This is a genomic window from Jannaschia formosa, from assembly GCF_003340555.1.
Taxonomy (GTDB): domain Bacteria; phylum Pseudomonadota; class Alphaproteobacteria; order Rhodobacterales; family Rhodobacteraceae; genus Jannaschia; species Jannaschia formosa.
In genome coordinates, this window is record NZ_QPLJ01000017.1 from 38,651 (window position 1) to 60,065 (window position 21,415).

A 21,415-nucleotide genomic window follows, 5' to 3' on the forward strand; every position below is an offset into this window, starting at 1 on the left:
TCAGCCTCCGAAGGCGGCGCGGCCGCGCGGGCCGCCGAAATAGCGCTCGATCCAGGGATGGCCGGTCGCGCGCAGCTCCGGCACGGTGCCGACGGCGACGACGCGCCTGTCGGCCAGGACCGCCACGCGATCGCAGATCGCGGCGAGGCTGTCGAGATCGTGGGTCACGAAGAACACCGTCAGGCCGAGCGCGCGCTTGAGGTCGAGGATCAGCGCGTCGAAGGCCGAGGCGCCGATCGGGTCGAGCCCCGCCGTCGGCTCGTCGAGGAACACCACCTCGGGGTCGAGCGCCAGCGCGCGGGCGAGCCCGGCGCGCTTGCGCATGCCCCCGGATATCTCGGAGGGGCGCAGGTCCGCCGCCTCTGGCGGCAGGCCCGCGAGCGCGAGCTTCAGCTCGGCCGCGCCGCGGCTGGTGCGGGGGTCGAGCCCGGGGAAGCGTTCGAGCATCGGCGCCTCGACGTTCTGGCGCAGGGTCAGCGACGAGAACAGCGCGCCGTCCTGGAACATCACCCCAGTGCGGCGCAGCGCGGCGCGGCGCGCCTCCTCCCCGGCCTCGTCCATGCGGGTGCCCAGCAGGTCGATCCGCCCGGCGCGCGGCGGGACGAGGCCGATGATCGCCCGCAGCAGCACCGACTTGCCGGTGCCCGAGCCGCCGACCACGCCCAGCACCTCGCCCCGGTGCATCGTCAGCGACAGCCCGTCATGGATCGTGCGGTCGCCGAAGCCGGTGACGAGGCCCTCGACGGTCAGCGCCGCGGTCATACGCCCAGCACCGCGAAGAGGATCGAGAAGGCCGCGTCGGCCACGATCACGAGGAAGATCGCCACGACGACGGCGCGCGAGGTCATGCGCCCCAGGCTTTCGGCGTCGGAGCCGACCTGCAGCCCGAACCAGCAGCCCGTCAGCCCCACGATCAGCGCGAAGGCCGGGGCCTTCGCCAGCCCCACGAGGTAATGGGACGCGCCGATGGCGGCCTCCATCCGGGCCACGAACATGGCCGGCGAGACGCCGAGCTCGATCCAGGACATCGCCGCCCCGCCCAGGAGGCCCGCCACGTCGGCGGCGACGGTCAGCAGCGGCAGCGCGATCACCAGCGCGAGGATGCGCGGCAGGGCCAGCACCGCCACCGGGTCGAGGCCCAGCGTGCGCAGCGCGTCCACCTCCTCGCGCATCTTCATCGAGCCGATGGCGGCTGTGAAGGCCGCGCCGGAGCGGCCCGCGACGATGATCGCGGTCAGCAGGACGCCCAGCTCGCGCAGGACAGAGATCGCGATCAGGTCGACGACGAAGACCTGCGCGCCGAACTGGCGAAGCTGCGCCGCGCCCTGGAAGGCCAGCACCACGCCGATCAGGAAGGACATCAGCGTCACGATCGGGATCGCCGTCAGCCCGGTCTCGCGCAGGTGGTGGACGGTAGAGGTCAGGCGCAGGCGGCGCGGATGGCGGGGCAGGGCGGCGGCCAGCACCAGCACGCGGCCGAAGAAGGCGAGCCCGGCCACGAGACCCCGCGGCGAGGGCAGGCGCCAGGAGGGCCGCGCCGCGGGCGCCGCGGGCGCGGGCATCGCCGCCGCGGCGAGGTCGATCAGGGCCGCCACCTCGGGCCGCGCGCCCCGGAGCGGCCGCCCCGAGGCGGCGAGGAACCAGGCCCCCGCCATGTCGACCCGCGCCACGCCCGACAGGTCGAGCGGCCCCGTCCCCGGCCCGAGCGCGTCGCGCAGCGCGTCCACGGTGCCGAGCGTCAGCGCGCCCTCGGGCAGATGCGGGCCGACCGGCTCGGCTGTGGGGGCGGGCACGGGGGGCGCTCACCGCGAGAAGAGGACGGGGATCCGGGCCTCGCGCAGCAGGTCCCGCGACACGGCGCCGAGGATCAGATCGTAGGCGCGCGAATGGCCATAGGCGCCGACCGCCAGCACGTCGGCCCCGAACTCCCGCGCCTCCGCCTCGAGCGCGCCCGCGATGGACTCGACGCGGTCGAACCGCCGGTCGATCTCCACCTCGAAGCCGTGGCGCGAGAGGGTCGCGGCGAGGTCCGTCATCACCTCGCCGGCATCGCCGAGGCGCGGGCCGGGGCCGAAGGAGACCAGCCGGATCGCCGCCCCGGCCGAGAGCAGCGGCACGAGGTCATGCAGCGCCCGCGCCGCCTGCGCGGTGTCGCGCCAGCCGACCAGCGCGCGGCCGAGACCGGCGGTCTCGCCGTCCTTCGGCACGACCAGCACGGGGCGGCCCGCGCCACGGATCACCGCCTCCTGCAGGAAGCGCTGCTGGTGGGCGTCCTGTCCGCCTTCCGCCGCGCTCATCATCACGAGGTCGGCCGCGCGCGCGACCTCGACGGCGGCATCCGAGGGCAGCTCGTCCCCGGCGGTCAGAAGCCGCCACTCGGCGCGGGCGCCGAGCCCGGCGCTCTCCTTGTCGAAGACGGCCTTCAGGCGCTCTGCCTGCTCGCGCTGATGCTTGCGGATGCCCTGGTAGACGGTCGCCGGGATGCTGACCGGGTAGCGGGGATAGAAGACCACGCCTTCCATGACGTGGAGCCCGACGAGATGGGCGTCCCATCCGGTGGCGAGCGTGCTGGCGGTGCGGGTGAGGGCGGGGGCCCCGGCCTCGTCGGTCAGGCAGGCGAGAACGGTCTTCGGTGTCATGGCGGCTCCTCCTTCGGGAACGGCCCTGACTAGCACGCCCGTGCTGGCGCCGATTTGACGGAGATCAACGGTTTGACGGAGGTTCGCGCCGCCGCGCGGGGGGCTGCACCTCCTCGCCGCGCGTGACGTCGGTCAGCACCCCGCCGTCGAGATGCGAGAGGCCGGAAAGGAAGTGAAGATGGCGCCCGCCCTCGCGGCGCAGGATCCGGCTGCGGACAAGGTCGGACAGCCCGGCGGGACAGGGAACACAGGGCGTCTCGAGCCATCCCGTCCGGCTGGTGACCATGCCGGACAGCAGCACGCGGGTCTCGGGCCAGCCGTCCAGATAGCGCTCCAGCACGGCTGCGAAGCCACCCGGCGGCACCGTCTTCAGGCCGTCCTCGCCCTCGTGCACGTCGATCGCGCGGGTCCTGCTTACGGTCCTGCTCCTGGCCGGGCCTGTCCGGACGGCCCGCATGCGACGGGCCGTCCGGGGGAGCCTGCTTCAGCGCGGGGGCAGGGGCATCCAGTCGGTCATGGCGACGTCGGCATGGGCGAAGCTCGGCAGCTTGGCGGCCAGCTCCTCCATGTTGCCGATGTCGTTCTCGTTGAGGAAGTCCTGCGTGATCAGCGCCGGCGGAATGACGACCTGGTCGCCCGGGTCCTCGCCCGCCATCAGCATGGCGAGCGCGCGGACGCTGACCTCGCCCACCACGGCGGGGTTCGTCGCGGCCGAGGCGGCCCAGGGGCTGCCCGGCTCGCGCATGGCGTTGATGTTGGCGGTCGACATGTCGGCCGAGTAGATCTTCAGGTCCTGCGCCATGCCGGCCTCGTTGGCGGCGATCACGACGCCCTTGGCGAATTCGTCATAGGGGGCGAAGACGACCTCGATCATCGGGTTGGCGCGCAGAACGGCGCTCGCCTGGTCGGCCACCGAGTTGGCGATGGGGTTGTCGAGCGTGCCCCAGGAGGCGACCTCCTCGATGCCGGGATAGCGCTCCTTGAACTCCTGCCAGGTCTCGTCGCGGCGGTCGAGCGGGGCGATCCCGGCGACGTAGACATAGCCCGCCTGGAAGCTCTCGCCGTTGTCGGCGATCGCCTGCTCGAGTGCCAGGCGCGCGAGGTCGCGGTCGGACTGCTCGATCTGCGGGACGGCGTCGTTCTCGACATTGACATCGAAGGCGACCACTGGGATGCCCGCATCGACCGCGCGCTGCACGGCGGGCGCCATGCTTTCGGTCAGGCCGTGCTGGACGATGATGCCGTCGACGCCGAGGCCGATGGCCTGGTCCATCATGTCGGACTGGAGCGCGGCGTCCTGGCGGCTGTCGAAGACGCGCAGCTCGGCGCCGAGCGCCTCGGCCTGCCGCTCGACGCCCGAGAGGTAGGCCTGGAAGAAGTCGCCCGTCGACAGGTAGCGCACGAGCGCGATGGTCGGCGTCTCCGAGCCGTCCCAGGGCGCGGGGGCGTCCTGCGCGGCGGCGGGCAGGGCGAGGGTCGCGGCGGTGGCCGCCAGCAGCATCCGTCGGGTGAGCGTCATGAGATTCCTCCCTGTCATGACCTAGGATCTCCGGACCGAAAGGCCGAAGGTGAACATCAGCGCGGCGACCAGCACCGCGCCCTTGATGGCGTCCTGCGTGTAGTAGGGCGCGTTCATCATGGTGAGACCGTTGAGCAGCAGCCCGACGAACAGCGCGCCGATGGCGGTGCCCACCGCGTTCGGCTTGCCCGCGCCGAAGACGGCGAAGCCGATCAGCGCGGCGGCCACCGCGTCGAGCAGCAGCGAGTTGCCCGAGGACACGTCGCCCCGGCCCACGCGCGCGGCGAGCAGGATGCCCCCGATGGATGCGCAGAGGCCCGAGATCATGTAGGCGGCGATCTTGTAGCGCTCGACATTGGCGCCGGCGAGGCGGGCGGCCTGCGGGTTCGACCCGATGGCGTACATGACCCGGCCCCAGCGGGTGAAGGTCAGGAAGACGGTGATCGCGACGGCGAGCGCCAGCATCACGAGGACCGAAATCGGGACCGTGTCCCAGACCCGGTGGCGGCCGAGCGCCAGGAACGTGGCGGTGAAGCGGCCCTCGGCCACGGTCCCGTCGGGCAGCGACATTCCCGTGGCGATGGACCGCCCCGCCGTCGGGATAAGCTGGAGCCCGAGGAGCAGGAACATCATGCCCAGAGTGGCCAGCAGGTCGGGCACGCGCAGCTTGACGATGAGGAGGCCGTTCACGAGCCCCACCAGAAGCCCGAGCGCGAGGCAGGCGGCCACGGCCGCGAGCGTCCCGCCCTCCCAGACGACCATGACGTAGGAGGCGGCCATCAGCGCCGAGGCGGCGACCGAGCCGATCGAGAGGTCGAAGCCGCCGACGACCAGCGTGCAGGTCACGCCGAGTGCCAGGATCGCGACGATGCTGACCGATTGCAGCACGATCACCATGTTGCGCACCGACAGGAAGGCGGGCTCGGCCGCGGCGAAGAAGCCGACCATGCCGAGCAGCAGCACGATCAGCCCCCAGCGGACGGCGAGGACGCGCAGGTCGGCCCCGGAACGGGCGGGAGGTTCGCTTGCGGTCAACACGGTGTCGGGCATGGGGCGCTCCGGTCTGGTCATGCGGCGGCGGACATCGCGTGGACCAGCGCCGTGCGGTCGAGCGCGCCGGCTTCCTGCTCCGCGCGCAGCGCGCCGTGGGAGAGGATGACGATGCGGTCGGCCAGCTCGATGGCCTCGTCGAGGTCCGAGCAGAGCACCAGCGTGGCCCGGTCCCGCGCGGTCGCCCGCAAGGCCCGGCCGATGTCGCGGCGCGCGGCGATGTCGACGCCCTGGAACGGCTCGTCGAGGATCAGGACGCGCGCGGGGCGGGTCAGCCAGCGGGCCAGCACGACCTTCTGCTGGTTGCCCCCGGAGAGCGAGGCGATGGGGTCGTCCGGCCCCTGCGCGACGATGTCGAGCGCCGCGATCGCCTCGGAGGCGCGGCGCGCCTCGCGGTCCCGGCGCATCATCCCGAACTGCGAGAAGGCGCCGAGGAAGGGCAGGGTGACGTTCCGCGCGAGGTCGAAGTCGGGCACGATCGAGCCGCCGGTCCGGTCCTCGGCGGCCATGAAGACGCCGGCGGCGACCGCGTCGCCCGGATGGCGCGGCGCGTAAGGCGCGCCGTTCAGGGTCATCTTTCCGGCCAGGGGCCGGCGCAGGCCGTAGAGCGTCTCGGCCAGTTCGGTCTTGCCCGCGCCGACGAGGCCGACGATGGCCGTCACCTCGGCCGCGTTCAGGTCGATGTCGAGCGGCGCGGCGCCGGGCAGGACGCGCAGCCCCCGCGCCGTCAGGACCGGCGGACCCGGCGGCACGCGGTCATGCGCCGCGGCATCGAGCGCCGCGCCGAGCATCGCCCGCACCGCGCCACTGTAGTCGAGCGGCGCCGAGAAATCGCCCGTCACGCGGCCGTCGCGCAGGGTGACGATCCGGTCGGCGAGGCGCCGTATGTCGCCCATCCGGTGCGAGATGTAGAGGATCGGGACGCCCTGGTCGCGCAGGCCTTCGAGGACGGCGAAGAGCCGCTCCGCCTCGCTGTCGGAAAGCGCCGAGGTCGGCTCGTCCAGGATCAGCAGCTTCGGGTCATGCGCGAGCGCCCGGGCGATGGCGACCATCTGGCGGTCGGCGAGCGGCAGGTCCGCGAGCTCCGCCGAGAGCGGGACGTCGAGCCCGACCCGGTCGAGCATCGCCTGCGCCTCGTCCCGGTGCGTGCGGCGCCGGAAGATCGGGCTGCCCCCGGCGCAGAGCCGGTCGATCATCAGGTTCTCGAGCACGTCCATCGTCAGGACGACGTTGTCGTTGATGATCTGGTGGACCACGACGACGCCCGCGCGCAGCGCCGCCGAGGGCGTGACGGGCGCGAAGGGCCGCCCGTCGAGGGTCATCGTCCCGCCGCTCGCGGAATGCACCCCCGCGACGATCTTGACGAGCGTCGACTTCCCCGCGCCGTTCGCCCCCATGAAGGCGGTGATCGTCCCGGGGGCGAGTGCCAGATCGACGCCGCGCAGCACGGTGTTCGTGCCGAATCGCTTCGTCATCCCCTCGATCTGCAGGCTCATCCCCGGACCTCCCCGGCCGCTTCCGGCCGCCCCGTGAGCGGGACCCTGCATTCGGGTTTGACAGATGTCAAGCAGGGATGGCATATGCCAGAGGGGGCTGAAGGGGAGGCGAGGAATGGACAGCGGACCGGTTTCGGAGACGTCCCACCCGAGGCGCCTGGGGATCACGGTGCCCGGTTTCGCGGGTTACGAACCGCTCTCGGTCGAGACAGTCCCGGCGCGGCTCGCGGCCTACCCGGAGGTCGCGCGGCGGCTCGGCGGCGCGCCGTCCGACTGGTCCGTGCGGGAGGTGGGCGACGGCAACCTCAACTTCGTCTACATCGTCGAGGGGCCGGCGGGTTCGGTCTGCGCCAAGCAGGCGCTGCCCTACGTCCGGCTGGTGGGCGAGTCCTGGCCTCTGCCGCTCGACCGCGCGATCTACGAGCATGCCGCGCTGGTCCGGCAGGCGGCGGATGCGGGACCGGGCGTCGTGCCCGAGGTGATCCGCTTCGACGCCGGGCAGGCGCTGATCGTGATGGAGAACCTCGCCGGCCACGTCATCCTGCGCGGCGCCCTGATCGAGCGGCAGCGCCACGACAGCGCCGCCCCGATCCTCGGCCGCTTCTGTGCCGAGACGCTGTTCCGGTCCTCGGACCTCGCGCTCGACCCGGTGACGAAGAAGGCCGAGATGGCGGGCTTCGCGGGGAACCACGCGCTCTGCCGGATCAGCGAGGACCTGATCTTCACCGATCCCTATCACGACCACGAGATGAACCCCGACAACCCCGCGCTGCACGAGGCCATCGCCGCGATGCGCGCCGATGACGCCTGGCGGCTGGCGATCCAGGAGTGGAAGTTCGCCTTCATGAGCCGGGCCGAGGCGCTGCTGCATGGCGACCTGCATTCCGGCTCGGTCATGGTGACGCCGCCGGGCGCGGGCGAGCGGGTGCGGATCATCGACCCGGAATTCGCCTTCTACGGCCCGATGGGCTTCGACCTGGGCGCGGTGCTGGCCAATCTCTGGCTCAACGCCGCCGCGCAGCCGGGCTGGGGCGCGGGCTGGGAGGACCAGCAGGACTGGGTACTGCGGCAGGGCGAGGCGTTCTGGGCCGCCTTCGCCGACCGCTTCAGGATGCTCTGGCAGGAGGAACGCACCGGCGAGGCCATGGTCGAGCGCGTTCTGGGCGGCGCGTCGGAGGCCGCCTGCGACGCCTTCCTCGCCCGCGTCCAGATCGACACGCTCGGCTTCGCGGGCGCCAAGATGGCCCGCCGGGTCGTGGGCCTCGCCGGCGTGGCCGACCTGCGGACCATTCCCGAGCCGGCCGCCCGCGCCGGATGCGAGGCGCGGGCGCTGGCGCTGGCCGGGCGGCTCGTGAAGGGCGCGCGGAGCATTGCCACGGTGGCGGCCGCGACCGAACTGGCGCGGGACGCGCTGAACCCGAAGGACGGAGAGACGGCATGAAGGTCAACGGCACCCCCACCCGCACGATCTGGCCCCTGCGCGAGAAGGGCGCGGTCGGCATCATCGACCAGACGCGCCTGCCGCATCGCTACGAGACGGTGGAGCTGACCACGCTGGAGGACGCGGCCCGCGCCATCGCCGACATGCTGGTCCGCGGCGCGCCGCTGATCGGCGCGACGGCGGCCTATGGCATGGCGCTCGCGATCCGCGACGACGCCTCGGACGCACGGCTCAAGCAGGCCTACGACGTGCTGCACGCGACGCGGCCCACGGCGATCAACCTCCGCTGGGCGCTCGACGAGATGATGCGGGTGCTCCGGCCTCTCGCCCCGGACGCGCGCGCGCAGGCCGCCTGGGACCGGGCGGCCGCGATCTGCGACGAGGATGTGGAGATCTGCCGCATGATCGGCGTCCACGGGCTGGAGCTGATCCGCGAGATCGCGGCGAAGAAGGACGGCCCGGTCAACGTGCTGACGCATTGCAACGCGGGATGGCTCGCGACGGTGGACTGGGGCACCGCCACCTCGCCCGTCTACCAGGCGCATGACGCAGGAATCGGCGTCCATGTCTGGGTCGACGAGACGCGGCCGCGCAGCCAGGGTGCGGCGCTGACCTCGTGGGAGCTTCTGAACCACGGCGTGCCGCATCACCTGATCACCGACAATTCCGGGGGCCTGCTGATGATGCGGGGGATGGTCGACCTGGTGATCGTCGGGACCGACCGGACCACGGCGCGGGGCGACGTCTGCAACAAGATCGGCACCTACCTGAAGGCGCTGGCCGCGCAGGACAACGGCGTGCCCTTCTACGTCGCACTTCCCTCGCCCACGATCGACTTCCGGCTCGACGACGGCATGGACATCCCCATCGAGGAGCGCAGCGCGGACGAGGTCCGCTGGGTCCCGGGCCGCACCCGGGGCGGCGAGGTCACCGAGGTGCTGATCTGCCCCGAGGGCACGCCGGCCGCGAACCATGCCTTCGACGTGACGCCCGCGCGGCTCGTCACGGGCCTCATCACCGAGAAGGGCGTGGTCGCGGCCGAGAAGGACGCCATCGCGAGCCTCTTCCCCGAGCGGATGGCCGCGGAATGAGCGAGGCGGGCGCCGCAATCCTCGCGACCTGCCGCGCGATGAACGCGAGCGGGCTGAACCAGGGCACCTCGGGCAATGTCTCGGTCCGCGAGGAGGGCGGGATGCTCATCACCCCGTCGGGGGTGCCCTACGACCGGACGACGCCCGAGATGATGGTGCCGGTCGCGGCGGACGGGACCGCGACCGGCCCGCTCAAGCCGTCCTCGGAATGGCGCATGCATCTCGACATCTACCGCGCGCGCGCCGAGGCGCAGGCGGTGGTCCACGTCCATTCGCCCTATGCCACCGCGCTGTCGTGCCACCGGCGCGGCATCCCGGCCTTCCACTACATGGTCGCGGTCGCGGGCGGAAACGACGTGCGCTGCGCGGACTACGCGACCTTCGGGACGCAGGACCTGTCCGACGCGATGCTCGCGGCGCTGGCGGACCGCAGCGCCTGCCTGCTCGCCAACCATGGCCAGATCGCCTTCGGGCCGTCGCTGGAGAAGGCGCTCTGGCTTGCGGGCGAGGTCGAGACGCTCGCGCGGCAATACCTGCTCGCGCGCGGGATCGGGGAGCCGGTGCTGCTCGACGATGCCGAGATGGCGCGCGTGCAGGACCTCTTCGCGAGCTACGGAAAGCAGCCCGCGCTGGAAGGCGCCTGAGGGTGGACGGGCTCGAGCCCGCGCTGCCCGGGCCGGCCGCACGCGCTGCCTATCTCTACCATGTCAGCGAGTTGAGCCAGGCCGAGGTCGCCGCCCGGCTCGGCGTGTCGCGGGCGACGGTGCACAACCTGTTGCGCGAGGCGCGCGAGACCGGGCTGGTGCGCGTTTCCTTCGACCCGCACCTGCTCGGCCGCGCCGATCAGGCGCGCGACCTCGCCACTGCCTATGGCCTCGAACAGGCGGTCGTCCTGCCCTCGGACGACCCGGAGGCGGCGCTGCGTGCGGCGGCGGGGATGGTGCCGGAGCTGGTGCCTCAGGGGGCCACGCTCGGCGTCGCCTGGGGCGAGACGGTCTATCGCCTCGCCCAGCGTCTGCCGCAGATGCGGCGCCCCGACCTGACCATCGTCCAGATGGTCGGGTCGATGGCCTCGCCCTACGGCTTCAACGCCGAGGACTGCTCCACCCTCATCGCCGCGCGGCTGGGCGCGGCCTGCGTCAACCTGCATGCGCCGGCGGTCCTGTCGGACCCGTCGCTCGTCGCCCGCCTCGCGCGGGAGCCGATCATCGCACGCCAGCTCGACACGCTGGCGCGCTGCGATGCCGCACTCTTCGCGGTCGGGCTGGCCTCGCGGGAAAGCCACATCGTCCAGTCCGGCGTGGCCGATCTCGACACGCTGGCGGACTATCACGGGCGCGGCGCGGCGGGCGTGGTGGCCGGGCGCTTCATCGACGGCGAGGGGCGGCCGATGAGCGGCTCGCTCGACGGGCGGCTGATCGGCATCCCGCCCGAGGGGCTGCTCCGCATCCCGCGGCGCATCGTCGTCACCTTCGGGGCGGCCCGCGCCGACGCGCTGGCCGCGGCGCTGCGCGGCGGCTTCGCGACCCACCTCGTCACCGATGCCGCCGCGGCGGAGGCCATGGCGCCGCGCCTCCCCGTCTCGCCTCGGGACGCGGGGCCCTGACCACGGGCGCCCGAGGCCCGGCGGGTCCGCGGACTTGATCCCACCCCCTGTCCGTCATACTGACGACCCGCTTGCTCGTTGCCGGGCGGGGCACTGGCGCCCCGTGAGCCGATCCGCTTCGGGATCGGCCTGGCCGGACCGGCGTGCGACCGAAGGGGAGATCCCGTCTTGATAGTCTGGAGGCTGCTTCTGGGCGGCGCGATCGTCGCGATTGCCCTTTGGGTCATCGTGGGCGAGCAGATCAGCGGGGTCAGCGCCGACGCCACGGTCAACGCCCGGCTTGCGACGCTGCGTGCGCCCATCGCGGGCGACGTGTCCATGCCCTCGCGGGAGCTGGGATCGCTCGTCACGGCGGGCGAGGTGCTGGCGACGGTCACGGACCCGCTGGTGGACGGCGTCCGGCTCGATGACCTGGTGATGGAGCGCGCGCTGGCGGAGGCCGCGATCTCGCGCTTCGCGATGCTGCGCGACGAGACGCAGGCCATCGTCGCGTCGCTGGAGGCGCGGTCGGACACCTACCGCGCGGCGCGGATCGAGGAGATCGAGACGCGCCTGCGCTTCGCGCGCGAACGGCTGGAGCTGCTTCAGGACGGCGTCTTCCCCGCCGCCTTCGACATCGCCCCCCCGCAGGACGCGGGCGTCGAGCGCGGGGACGCGCCCGGGGCGGAGGGGCTGCGCGACCTCTGGATCAACGCCGTCTCGGAGCGGATCGCCGCGCTTGAGCTGGAACTCGCGACGGCGGAGGGCGGCGTCTATATCGGCGACAGCTACAACGATGCGCCGAACGCCGAGCAGCGCGTGACCGAGCTTCGCAGCGAGATCGCCGCCGCCGAGGCGCAGCTTCGCGAGGCGGAGGCGCGGCGGGATGCCTTCGACGCGCGTCTCGCCGCCGAGCGGCTGCGCGTGAACACGGCGCGGAGCGCGGAGGTCGAGGCCACCGCGCGCGGGCGGTTCTGGGAGGCGCTCGCCTCCGACGGCGAGAACGTCCAGCGGGGCGACCCGCTGATCCGGCTTCTCGACTGCGGCTCGGTCTTCGTGACCGCCTCGGTCACCGAAGGGGTCTTCAACGACCTCGCCTTCGGCCAGCGCGCGGTGTTCCGCCCGTCGGGCGACAGCCGCACCTTCGAGGCGACCGTGATCCGGCGCGCGGGGGCGGGGGCCGAGACGGTCTACCGGAACCTGGCCGTCGCGCCGAGCGCGCAGCACCTGCAGCGCTACGACGTCTCGCTGCTGGTGCCGGGACTCGCCGCCGCCGAGGGCGATCTGGCCTGCGCCGTCGGGCGCACGGGACGGGTCTTCTTCGACCGCCGGCCGCTCGACTGGTTCCGCGGCCTCTGGGACTGACGCGGGTGCCGGTGATCCCTCTCGGCGAGACGGCGTCCAGCTTCATGCAGGTGATGCTGGTCGCCGGCCTCGCGCTGATGATCCCCTTCCTCGTCGACAAGGACCGCACGGCGCATCGCACGGTCCTTCTGGTGATCGCCTCGCTGCTCGCGCTGCGCTACATCTGGTGGCGCGCGACCGAGACGGTCGCCCCGCTGGGCCTGACCTGGGACTGGGCGGCGAGCTGGTCGCTGCTGGCGCTCGAAACGCTGTCGGTCCTGGGCTCGATCAGCGCCTTCACCATGATGAGCCGGACACGCCAGAGGACGGCGGAGGCGACCGAGAACCTCGGCTGGTGGGGGGACGCGCCCGAGCCGCGAGTGGCGATCCTGATCGCGACCTACAACGAGGATCGCGAGGTGCTGGAGCGGACGATCCTCGGCTCGCTCGGCCTGCGCTACGGCGCCAAGACCGTCTACCTGCTCGACGACGGCAAGCGCGACTGGCTGCGCGACTACTGCGCCGAGAGGGGGGTCGAGTATGTCCGCCGCCCGGACAACCGCGACGCGAAGGCCGGCAACATCAACCACGCGCTCGGGCTTCTGGCGGCGGACCCGCCGGGCTTCGTCGTCGTGCTCGACGCTGACTTCGTGCCCCATCGCGGCTTCCTCAGCCGCACGCTGGCGCTGTTCCACGACCCGACCGTGGGGCTGGTGCAGACGCCGCAGCACTTCTTCAACGCCGACCCGATCCAGCACAACCTGAACCTCTCGCGCGCCTACCCCGACGAGCAGCGGTTCTTCTTCGACACGATGGAGCCCTGCCGCGACGCCTGGGACATCGCCTTCTGCTGCGGCACCTCCTCGATCGCGCGCTGGCAGGCGATCGAGGCGATCGGCGGCTTCCCGACCGAGAGCGTGACCGAGGACTTCATGCTGACCGTCGTGCTTCAGTCCGAGGGCTGGCGGACGGTCTACCTCAACGAGGCGCTGACCGAGGGCCTCGCGCCCGAGGGGCTGAAGGAATACATCACGCAGCGCGCGCGCTGGTGCCTCGGGATGATGCAGATCGCGCGCTCGAAGGTCGGGCCGTTCTCGCGGTCGAGGATCCGCCTGCGCGACCGCTGGAGCGTGCTCGACGCGGGCGCCTACTGGCTGACGACCTTCCCCTTCCGGATCGCCGCGCTCGTCTTCCCGCTGCTCTACTGGTATTTCAACATCCTCGTCGTCGACGCGCGCGTGCCCGACGTGCTCAGCTATTTCGGGGTCTACTACCTCTGGACGCTGGTCGCGCTGAACCACCTGTCGCGCGGCAACGTCGTGCCGCTGGTCAACGACGTCAGCCAGCTCGTCGGCGCCTTCCAGATCAGCCGCGCCGCGCTGGTCGGGCTGTTCAAGCCGCATGGGCATCCGTTCAAGGTCACGGCCAAGGGCGGCGACCGCAGCCGCATCCAGGTGCAGTGGCGGCTGATGGCGCCCTTCGCGATCCTGCTCGTCCTGACGCTGGTGGGGCTAGGCCTCGGCATCGTCTCCGACCGCTTCGCCTTCTTCGACGCGGGCGACGGCAAGGCGGTGGTCCTTTTCTGGACGCTCTACAACGTCTTCGTCCTGGCGCTGACCATCATCGTCTGCATCGAGCTGCCGCGCAGCGAGCGCCATGTCGCCGACGCGCCGGAGCGGGCCGAGCTGATCGACGGGCGCGCGCGCCCGGTCTGGATCACGCAGCTCACCACCCGCGGCACCCGCGTCGACGGGGCGGAGATCCCGGCGGGGCAGCCGGTGACGATCCGGATCGCAGAGGTGGGCGAGATCGCGGCGACGAGCCTCGGCTACCGCACGAGCGGGACCACGCTGCTGTTCCACTGCACGTCCGAGCAGTTCGACGCGCTCCAACTGAAGCTCTATGCCGAGGACAACATGCCCGGCGTGGCGGGCGCGCGGCTGGGCTATCTCGTCCGCGACCTGGGGCGGCGGCTCGCCTTCACCCGCTAGCGCGCCGGACGACCGAATCGCCCCGGAAAGACGCTGCCGGGCTTCGCTCTCTCGGGACCCTTCCGGGCCTCCTGACTCGCCGAGATCGTCCGACGCGTCAGCGCGCCTGGAGCCGGGCGAGGGCGGCCGCCAGCACCGAGGCCTCGTGGGAGGTGCGGGAGGGCCGGGGATAGGGATCCTCGCCTCGGCTTATCCGCTCGGCGCTGTCGACGAGGCGGGTGACGGGGGCAAGGAAGACACGGGCGAAGGCGAAGGCCGCCAGCCCGAAGAAGGCCGCGCCGGCCAGCCCGAGAGCGGCGACATGGCTCAGCACCGCGTCGCGCTCGGCGGTCGCGATCGCGTAGTCCGCGCAGCCGACGAGACGCCAGCCGAAGCTCGGCAGGTCGCCGGACAGGACCTGCGGGACGACCGCGCAGATCTGCTCGCCCGCCTCCGGAAACGCCTCGCGCACGAGGCCGCTGCCGCCCGCGACGGCCAGCCGGAACGGCTCCAGCGCGAGCGGCTCCGGCGGGACGGCCCCGCTCGCCGCGGAGACGGAGCCGTTGGTCGACACCATGTAGAAGTCCATCCCGCGCGTCGCCGCCGACCCCTCCAGGTAACGCTCCAGCCAGGTCGAGTTGATGCGCAGGCCGATCACGCCCGTGATCGCGCCGTCCGGGCCCTGCACCGGCGCCGCGAGGTCGATGAAGCGCAGCGGCTCGGCGCCCTCCTGCCCGAGAAGGGCCTGGAGCAGCACGGCCTCGCGCACGTCCCCGGCGAAGCCCCCGCGCAGCCCGCCCGCGAACCACGGCCGCGCGGACACGTCCTGCCCTTCGAGCATCCCCCCCGACGCGACCCGCACAACGCCGTCGACGCCCGCATATCCCGCCCAGGCGACGCGCTGGCCCTCGTTGACAAGGCCGTCCAGGAACACGCCCAGCCGCTCCGGATCGATCTGCGGCGCGCGCTCGACCACGTACTGGAGTTCGGACCAGTCCGATTCCAGCAGCCGCGCGACGTCCTGCGCCACCGTCTGCGTCTGGACCTGGGTCGTGCGGGCGAGCGTGCGCGTCCCGATATCCTCGGCAAAGCCCGGCAGCACGAATCCCACCGCGGCGAGCAGGGGGATCAGGCCTGCGCCGAAGCAGGCGAACACGGCGTTCCGGAGTTTCATGCGGTGGTCCTCGCTGACTTCACGTCGATGCTGGCGCCGGGGCAAGGGAACCGCCCGGCGCTTCGTCATGCGCGCAGGATGCGACGATTTCACGTCCATCCGTTGACGCAGCGTCGGCGTCCTCGGTCCAGGAGCGAAGGCCGCCTGCCGCATTCGACGGTCTAGGGGAGTCGGGGGGTGCCGGAAAGGTCCGGAGAGGACAAAGCCGCTGAGGTTTCCGGGGCCGACCTCATGGTCCGGCGCCGTCGCCCAGGCAGTGCGGCGCCGCCTCCGATGCGGCGAGCGCGGCCAGGAGGTGCAGCGTCGCGGGATAGTAGGCCTGCGAGGCGGTCCAGCCCGGAATCGTGGCAGCAGGGACCGCTGCGCCGGAACAGGTCACGAGGGCGGCGACCGCGGCATAGCCCGGCGCGTCGCTCGTCTCGATCACGCGCCCGGTCCCCGCCTCCGCCCGCACCGGCGTGGCCTCCGGGGTCGCCGCCAGCAGCGCCCGCACGCGGGCCACGGCGGGATGCGCGAACCGTCCCGACCAGATCAGGTAGAGCGGGACCCGCAGCGCGTCGTAGCCGTAAGCGCCGGACAGGCCTGCGGGGCGCGACCAGCCCGCGTCGTCCCGCGTCGCCCAGTCCGGGACGAGGCCGGGTGCGGCGAGCTCCGCTAGACCCGCCTCGCCGTCGGCGGCGGCGCGCGCCAGCCGCGGCAGGCCGAAGCTCGCCGCGAGGTCGTGCAGCGCGAGCGGCATGAGGTAGGAGGGGTTGATCGTCTCGGCCCCGGGGGCCGCGAACCGCTCCGCCGCCGGGCGGAGCAGGAGCGTATCCCCGCCCGGCGCCGCGACCACGAGGATCCGGTCGATCGCCTCGGCAACGGCGCGGGCGCGCCGGGCGAGCGCCGGGTCGCCGAACCGGCGCGCGGCGCGCAGATGCGCCCAGGCGAAGAAGAGGTCCCCGTCGGTCGCGTTGTTGTAGTCGGCCACGCCCTCGCCCGGGCGCCAGCGCCAGGCGAGCAGCGGGTCCTGCCGGACGGCCAGATGCGTCTCGGTCCAGGCGCGCAGACGGTCGAAGGCATCCCGGTCGTCGAAGGCCACGGCCAGCAGCATGGCCCAGCCCTGTCCCTCCGAATGGCTCGCCTCGCCCTGCAGCGCGTCGACGACGCGCCCCTCGGGATCCAGGAACGCCGCCTTCCAGCACTCCCAGGCCTCCGGCCAGCCCCCGCGGCCGGTCAGGGCCCGGGCCGATCCCGTGCCGAGCGCGCCGGCGGCAAGCGCCGAGGAAAGGAGGTCCCTGCGTCTCATCCGGGTCTTCCTCGCATTCGCGGGCCGTCGGAGGCAATCTTGCCGTCGGGGCCTGGCCCGATCGCGCCAAGCTTCAAACCCGGAACAAGCAGCCGACCACGGGAGCGAGTGCGACGGCGGAGGGGAGAGTGTCGGGGGCGCGGCAGACCGTGGCCGATCAGTCCGGCTGGAAGAACAGGGCCACCCCGGCTGCGACGAGGGCCACGGACAGGACACGGGCCCAGGTGATCGCGACGGTGGCTCGACCGGCGAAACCAAGGCGGTCGGCGACCAGAGCCATTACCCCGAGGGCGAGGACGACCAGGAAGGCAAGTGTCGCCGTCACGGGTCAGGCTCTACGGACGGATGTCCGGCGATCCACGCTTCGCCGGACCCCCGATCTGATCCATCGTGGCGCGTTCATCGCGAAAGCCATCCGCCATCGACGGCCAGCACGGTTCCGTGGATCGCGGACGCCGCGTCGGAGCAGAGGAAGACGACGGGGCCTGCGATCTCCTCCGGCCTCAACCATCGCCCGAGCGGGATGCGGGCCAGCAAGGCGGCCTCGCGGTCCGGATCGACCTGCAGTGCGGCGGTGTTGTCGGTCGCGACATAGCCCGGCGCGACCGCGTTGACGTTGACCCCGAGGGGCGCCCACTCGTTGGCGAGGGCGCGCGTCAGGTTGGCGAGCGCGCCCTTGGACGCGGCATAGCCCGGCACGGTCAGCCCGCCCTGCTGGCTCAGCACCGAGGCCACGTTGACGATGTGGCCGCGCCCCCGCGCCACCATCTTCGCGCCGAGCGCCCGGGACAGAAGGAAAGGCGCGTCGAGGTTCACGGCCATGACCGCGTCCCAGTCCTCCGTCGGGTGCTCGGCGGCCGGCGCGCGGCGGATCGTGCCCGCGTTGTTGACGAGGATGTCGATGCGGGTGCCGTCGAGGTCGCGCAGCAGCGCGTCGATCGCCGCGCGGTCTGACAGGTCGCAGTCGCGGGGGCGGAGGCCGGGGGGCGGGTCGGCCTCGATCCGCGTTCCGACCCCGATCACCTCGGCGCCGGCCTGCGCCAGCGCGGCGGCGATGGCCGCGCCGATCCCGCGGCTGGCCCCGGTGACGAGCGCCGTGCGGCCCGCGAGGCTCATAGGTCCGTCAACATGCCGAGCGCCCGCTCGGCCGCGAAGGCCGTGGTCTCGGACAGGGTCGGATGTGCGTGGATCGTGAGGCCGATATCCTCCAGCGTGGCCCCCATTTCGAGGGCGAGCGTGATCTCGGACAGAAGCTCGCCCGCGTTGCGCCCGACGATGGTGCCGCCCAGCAGGCGCAGCGTCCCGGGGTCGTAGACCAGCTTGGTCAGCCCGTCGCCGCCGCCCGAGGCAAGGTTGCGACCGCTCGCCGCCCAGGGGAAGGACGTCGTTTTGACCGTGAGGCCCCGCGCCTTCGCTTCGGCTTCGGTCGGGCCGATCCAGGCCAGCTCCGGGTCGGTATAGGCGACCGACGGGATGAGGATCGTGTCGAGCGCGGCGCGGTGGCCTGCCGCGACCTCGGCCACGACATGGCCCTGATGCGTCGCACGATGGGCCAGCATCGGCAGGCCCGAGACGTCGCCGATGGCGTAGATATGCGGCTGGTCGGTGCGGCCGGCCGCATCGCTCGCGATCTCGCCGCGCGCGGTCACGGTCAGGCCCGCGGCCTCGGCGCCCACCCGGTCGCCATTGGCGCGGCGGCCGACGGACTGGATCACCGCGTCGGCCTCGATCCGCCCGGCGAAATCGCCGGTGCAGGTCAGCGTCAGGGCGTCGCCCGCCTCGACCTCTTCGACCCGCGTGTCCGTGTGCAGCGTCACGCCGTGGCCCTCCAGCGCGCGGGCGAGGATCGCCACCGCCTGCGGGTCGGCGCCGGGCGCGATCTGTGGCGACAGCTCGACCACCGCCACCTCGGATCCGAGGGCGGAATAGATCGTCGCCATCTCCAGCCCGATGATGCCGCCGCCGACGATGGCGAGGCGGTCCGGCACCTCGCGCAGCTCCAGCGCGGCGGCGCTGTCCCAGATGCGCGGATCGTCGGGCCAGCCGGGCAGGCGCACCGGGCGCGAGCCCACGGCGACAACGGCGCGGTCGAACTCCAGCGCCTCGCCGTCGATCTCGACCGCGTTCTGGCCGGTGAAGGTGGCGGTCCCGCGCCGCTCGGTCACCTTGCGGCGCGCGGCCAGCCCGCCCAGCCCGCCGGTCAGGCCGCCGACGATTCCGTCCTTTCGCGCGCGCAGCGCGTCGAGGTCGATCCGGGGCTTGCCGAAGGCGATGCCCCAGCCGGCCATGTCCTGCGCCGAACGGATCACCTCGGCCGCGTGCAGCAGCGCCTTGGACGGGATGCAGCCCTCGTTCAGGCAGACCCCGCCCAGCCGCTCGCGCGCGTCGACCAGCGTGACCTTCAGGCCCAGATCGGCGGCGCGGAAGGCGCAGGCATAGCCGCCCGGCCCTGCGCCGATGACGAGGAGGTCGCAGCGATCGGTCATATCGTCATCCTTCGCGGATCGGCGATCAGGCCCGCGTGATGGGCGAGGAAGCGCGCGGCGTCCGCGCCGTTGATGACGCGGTGGTCATAGCTGAGGTCGAGCGGCACCATCGGCACGGGGCGCGGGGTCTCGCCCTCCCAGACGGTGACGGTCTCGGTCCGGGTCAGGCCCAGGATGGCCAGCTCGGGCGGGTTGACGATGGGCGTGAAGGCGGTGCCGCCGATCCCGCCCAGGTTCGAGATCGTCATCGAGGCGCCCCCCATCTCGTCCGGGCCGAGCTTGCGGGCGTTCGCTCGCGCGGCGAGGTCGGCGATCTCTGCCGCGATGGCGAGCAGCCCCTTCCGGTCCGCGTCCCGGATCACCGGCACCAGCAGCCCGTGGGGCGTGTCCACCGCGATGCCGACATGGACGTAGCCCTTCAGGATCAGCGTCTCGCCGTCCGGGGACAGCGAGGCGTTGAAGCGCGGGAAGGCGCGCAGCGCGCGGGCCAGCGCGGCGACGTGGAAGGCGAGCGCCGTGAGCTTCACGCCCTGCGCCTCGGCCTCGGGGCGCCAGGCCTTGCGCAGCGCCTCCAGCGCCGAGACGTCGGCGCGGTCGTGATGGGTCACGGCCGGGATCAGCGCCTGCGCCGCGGCGAGGTTGCGGGCCGAGAGGCGGGCGATGCGGCTCGTCGGTTCCTCGGTCACGGGGCCGTATTGCGCATGGTCCACGTCCCAGTAGGACCTGTCGCCCGCTTGCGCCGCGGCCGGGGCAGGGGCCGCGCCGCCCGACACGTCCTCGCGGACGAGGGTCGTGCGGCCAAGGCTGCGGGCGAGTTCGGCCAGGTCGACGCCCTTCTCGCGCGCGAGCTTTCGGACGGAGGGGCTGGCGGTAATGTCGGTCATGTCCGCCCCCTCACCAGCTTGCCGAGATGTACTGGGTCTCCATGAACTCCAGCATCCCCTCGTGCCCGCCCTCGCGGCCGAGGCCCGACTGCTTGGTTCCGCCGAAGGGCGCGGCCGGGTCGCTGACCAGCCCGCGGTTGAGACCCACCATGCCGTAGTCGAGCCGCTCGCAGACCTGCAGCGCGCGCTTGAAGTCGCCCGAGAAGACATAGGCGACCAGACCGTATTCGGTCGCGTTGGCGCGGGCGATGGCGTCTTCCTGATCGGTGAAGGTCTGGATCGCGGCGACGGGGCCGAAGATCTCGTCATGGACGCAATCGGCCGTCTCGGGGACGTTCGACAGGACGGTGGGCGGGTAGAAGTAGCCGGGGCCGTCCGGCACCTCGCCGCCGGTCTCGACCTTCGCGCCCTTGGCGACCGCGTCGGCCACGAAGGCGGCGACCTTGTCGCGGGTATCGGCATTGACCAGCGGGCCCACATCGACCGAGGGGTCGGTGCCGTCGCCGACCTTCAGCGCCGCCATGGCCTCGGTCAGTCGGCGGGTGAACTCGGGGGCCACGGCGGCGTGGACGTAGATTCGGTTGGCGGCGGTGCAGGCCTCACCCAGGTTGCGCATCTTGGCCAGCATCGTGCCCTCGATCGCGGTGTCCATATCGGCATCCTCGAAGACCAGCACGGGCGCGTTGCCCCCCAGCTCCATCGCGGGCTTCAGCACCTGATCGGCGGCCGACTTCAGAAGCTTCCGGCCGACGCCGGTCGAGCCGGTGAAGCTGACCACGCGCACGCGCGGGTCGTGCAGCATGTGGTCGACCAGCGCCCCGGTCTTCCTCGACGGCAGCACGTTGACGAGGCCCTTTGGCACGCCCGCCTCCGCCAGGAGCGGCATCAGCGCCAGCATGGTCAGCGGCGTCTCGGAGGCGGGCTTGATGATGACGCCGCAGCCGGCGGCCAGCGCGGGCGCGATCTTCCGCGTGCCCATGGCGGCCGGATAGTTCCAGGGCGTGACCAGCACGGCCAGCCCGGCGGGCTTGTGCTGCACGAGGATGCGCGCGCCCGAGGCCGGGGCGTGGGTGATGAGCCCGTCGGCGCGGACCGCCTCCTCGGCGAACCAGCGGAAGAACTCGGCGGCATAGGCCGCCTCGCCGCGCGCGTCGGCGCCGGCCTTGCCGTTCTCGAGCGTGATGAGACGGGCGAAATGGTCGAGCCGGTCGGTCATCAGCTCCCATGCGCGGCGCAGCACCTCGGAGCGCTGGCGCGGCGTCCGCGCGGCCCAGTCCGCCATCGCGCGCTCGGCCGCGTCGAGGGCCGCGTCTGCGTCGGCGATGTCGGCCGAGGCGACGGAGGCCAGCACCTCCTCGGTCGCGGGGTTGATGACGTCGAAGCGCTCGGCCGTCCTGTGCCAGTCGCCGTCGATATAGAGGTCGGTATGGTCCATGAAGGGCCTCCGG

General features: G+C 72.6%; 20 protein-coding genes. 6 read left to right on the forward strand and 14 right to left on the reverse strand.

Going from position 1 to position 21,415, the window contains the following annotated elements:
* The 7 genes from DR046_RS15990 to DR046_RS16020 all read right to left on the reverse strand — a co-directional run bounded on the left by DR046_RS15990 (nt 1) and on the right by DR046_RS16020 (nt 6,704).
* On the reverse strand, nt 1-762 hold the full coding sequence (locus DR046_RS15990) for an ABC transporter ATP-binding protein (RefSeq protein WP_115383395.1): 762 nt from the start codon (nt 760-762) through the stop codon (nt 1-3).
* A complete protein-coding gene (locus DR046_RS15995) occupies nt 759-1,793 on the reverse strand; it encodes an MlaE family ABC transporter permease (protein WP_370816294.1) in 1,035 nt (344 codons plus the stop codon). Before DR046_RS15995 ends, DR046_RS15990 begins: the two co-directional genes overlap by 4 nt.
* Nucleotides 1,794-1,802: 9 nt before the next feature.
* The gene (locus tag DR046_RS16000) at nt 1,803-2,639 is read right to left on the reverse strand and encodes a universal stress protein (protein ID WP_115383396.1); all 837 of its coding nucleotides are present in this window, start codon (nt 2,637-2,639) and stop codon (nt 1,803-1,805) included.
* Between the two features lie 64 nt (nt 2,640-2,703).
* Nucleotides 2,704-3,096, reverse strand: coding sequence for a 2-dehydro-3-deoxygalactonokinase (locus tag DR046_RS16005; RefSeq protein WP_115383397.1), 393 nt, complete (start codon nt 3,094-3,096; stop codon nt 2,704-2,706).
* A gap of 27 nt (nt 3,097-3,123) precedes the next feature.
* Complete coding sequence (locus tag DR046_RS16010; RefSeq protein ID WP_115383398.1) at nt 3,124-4,158, reverse strand: substrate-binding domain-containing protein; 1,035 nt, start codon at nt 4,156-4,158, stop codon at nt 3,124-3,126.
* Nucleotides 4,159-4,179: 21 nt separating this feature from the next.
* Nucleotides 4,180-5,208 carry an ABC transporter permease gene (locus DR046_RS16015; RefSeq protein ID WP_115383399.1) on the reverse strand — a complete coding sequence of 343 codons (1,029 nt, stop codon included), beginning with the start codon at nt 5,206-5,208 and terminating at the stop codon, nt 4,180-4,182.
* Nucleotides 5,209-5,225: 17 nt separating this feature from the next.
* Nucleotides 5,226-6,704, reverse strand: coding sequence for a sugar ABC transporter ATP-binding protein (locus DR046_RS16020; protein WP_167767145.1), 1,479 nt, complete (start codon nt 6,702-6,704; stop codon nt 5,226-5,228).
* A gap of 115 nt (nt 6,705-6,819) precedes the next feature.
* On the opposite strand from DR046_RS16020, the gene mtnK reads away from it, so the two are divergent.
* From mtnK to DR046_RS16050, 6 genes are all read left to right on the forward strand, one after another.
* The gene (gene mtnK, locus DR046_RS16025) at nt 6,820-8,145 is read left to right on the forward strand and encodes an S-methyl-5-thioribose kinase (RefSeq protein WP_115383401.1); all 1,326 of its coding nucleotides are present in this window, start codon (nt 6,820-6,822) and stop codon (nt 8,143-8,145) included.
* Nucleotides 8,142-9,236, forward strand: a complete 1,095-nt coding sequence (gene mtnA, locus DR046_RS16030) for an S-methyl-5-thioribose-1-phosphate isomerase (protein ID WP_115383402.1) — start codon at nt 8,142-8,144, stop codon at nt 9,234-9,236. The genes mtnK and mtnA overlap by 4 nt, the downstream gene beginning before the upstream one ends.
* Nucleotides 9,233-9,880 carry a class II aldolase/adducin family protein gene (locus tag DR046_RS16035; protein WP_115383403.1) on the forward strand — a complete coding sequence of 216 codons (648 nt, stop codon included), beginning with the start codon at nt 9,233-9,235 and terminating at the stop codon, nt 9,878-9,880. Before mtnA ends, DR046_RS16035 begins: the two co-directional genes overlap by 4 nt.
* 2 nt (nt 9,881-9,882) lie before the next feature.
* Nucleotides 9,883-10,842: a sugar-binding transcriptional regulator gene (locus DR046_RS16040; protein WP_167767146.1), complete on the forward strand. Its 960-nt coding sequence runs from the start codon at nt 9,883-9,885 to the stop codon at nt 10,840-10,842.
* 168 nt (nt 10,843-11,010) lie between these two features.
* On the forward strand, nt 11,011-12,186 hold the full coding sequence (locus tag DR046_RS16045; RefSeq protein WP_245190972.1) for an HlyD family secretion protein: 1,176 nt from the start codon (nt 11,011-11,013) through the stop codon (nt 12,184-12,186).
* 11 nt (nt 12,187-12,197) lie between these two features.
* Entirely contained in the window at nt 12,198-14,156 is a 1,959-nt protein-coding gene (locus DR046_RS16050; protein WP_245190973.1) for a glycosyltransferase family 2 protein, read from the forward strand.
* Between the two features lie 97 nt (nt 14,157-14,253).
* Here the strand turns inward: DR046_RS16050 and DR046_RS16055 are convergent, their stop codons facing one another.
* The 7 genes from DR046_RS16055 to DR046_RS16085 all read right to left on the reverse strand — a co-directional run bounded on the left by DR046_RS16055 (nt 14,254) and on the right by DR046_RS16085 (nt 21,402).
* The gene (locus DR046_RS16055; RefSeq protein ID WP_115383405.1) at nt 14,254-15,309 is read right to left on the reverse strand and encodes a cache domain-containing protein; all 1,056 of its coding nucleotides are present in this window, start codon (nt 15,307-15,309) and stop codon (nt 14,254-14,256) included.
* A 229-nt stretch (nt 15,310-15,538) separates the two neighbouring features.
* Nucleotides 15,539-16,597, reverse strand: coding sequence for a family 8 glycosyl hydrolase (locus tag DR046_RS16060; protein ID WP_115383406.1), 1,059 nt, complete (start codon nt 16,595-16,597; stop codon nt 15,539-15,541).
* A 157-nt stretch (nt 16,598-16,754) separates the two neighbouring features.
* On the reverse strand, nt 16,755-16,922 hold the full coding sequence (locus DR046_RS16065) for a DMT family transporter (protein ID WP_115383407.1): 168 nt from the start codon (nt 16,920-16,922) through the stop codon (nt 16,755-16,757).
* 74 nt (nt 16,923-16,996) lie between these two features.
* Nucleotides 16,997-17,713, reverse strand: a complete 717-nt coding sequence (locus DR046_RS16070; RefSeq protein ID WP_115383408.1) for an SDR family oxidoreductase — start codon at nt 17,711-17,713, stop codon at nt 16,997-16,999.
* Complete coding sequence (lpdA, locus tag DR046_RS16075) at nt 17,710-19,083, reverse strand: dihydrolipoyl dehydrogenase (protein ID WP_115383409.1); 1,374 nt, start codon at nt 19,081-19,083, stop codon at nt 17,710-17,712. Before lpdA ends, DR046_RS16070 begins: the two co-directional genes overlap by 4 nt.
* The gene (locus DR046_RS16080; protein WP_115383410.1) at nt 19,080-19,967 is read right to left on the reverse strand and encodes a 2-oxo acid dehydrogenase subunit E2; all 888 of its coding nucleotides are present in this window, start codon (nt 19,965-19,967) and stop codon (nt 19,080-19,082) included. Before DR046_RS16080 ends, lpdA begins: the two co-directional genes overlap by 4 nt.
* Nucleotides 19,968-19,977: 10 nt before the next feature.
* Nucleotides 19,978-21,402 (reverse strand): NAD-dependent succinate-semialdehyde dehydrogenase, encoded by a 1,425-nt coding sequence (locus DR046_RS16085; protein ID WP_115383411.1) that lies wholly within the window; start codon nt 21,400-21,402, stop codon nt 19,978-19,980.
* Between the last annotated feature and the right edge of the window lie 13 nt (nt 21,403-21,415).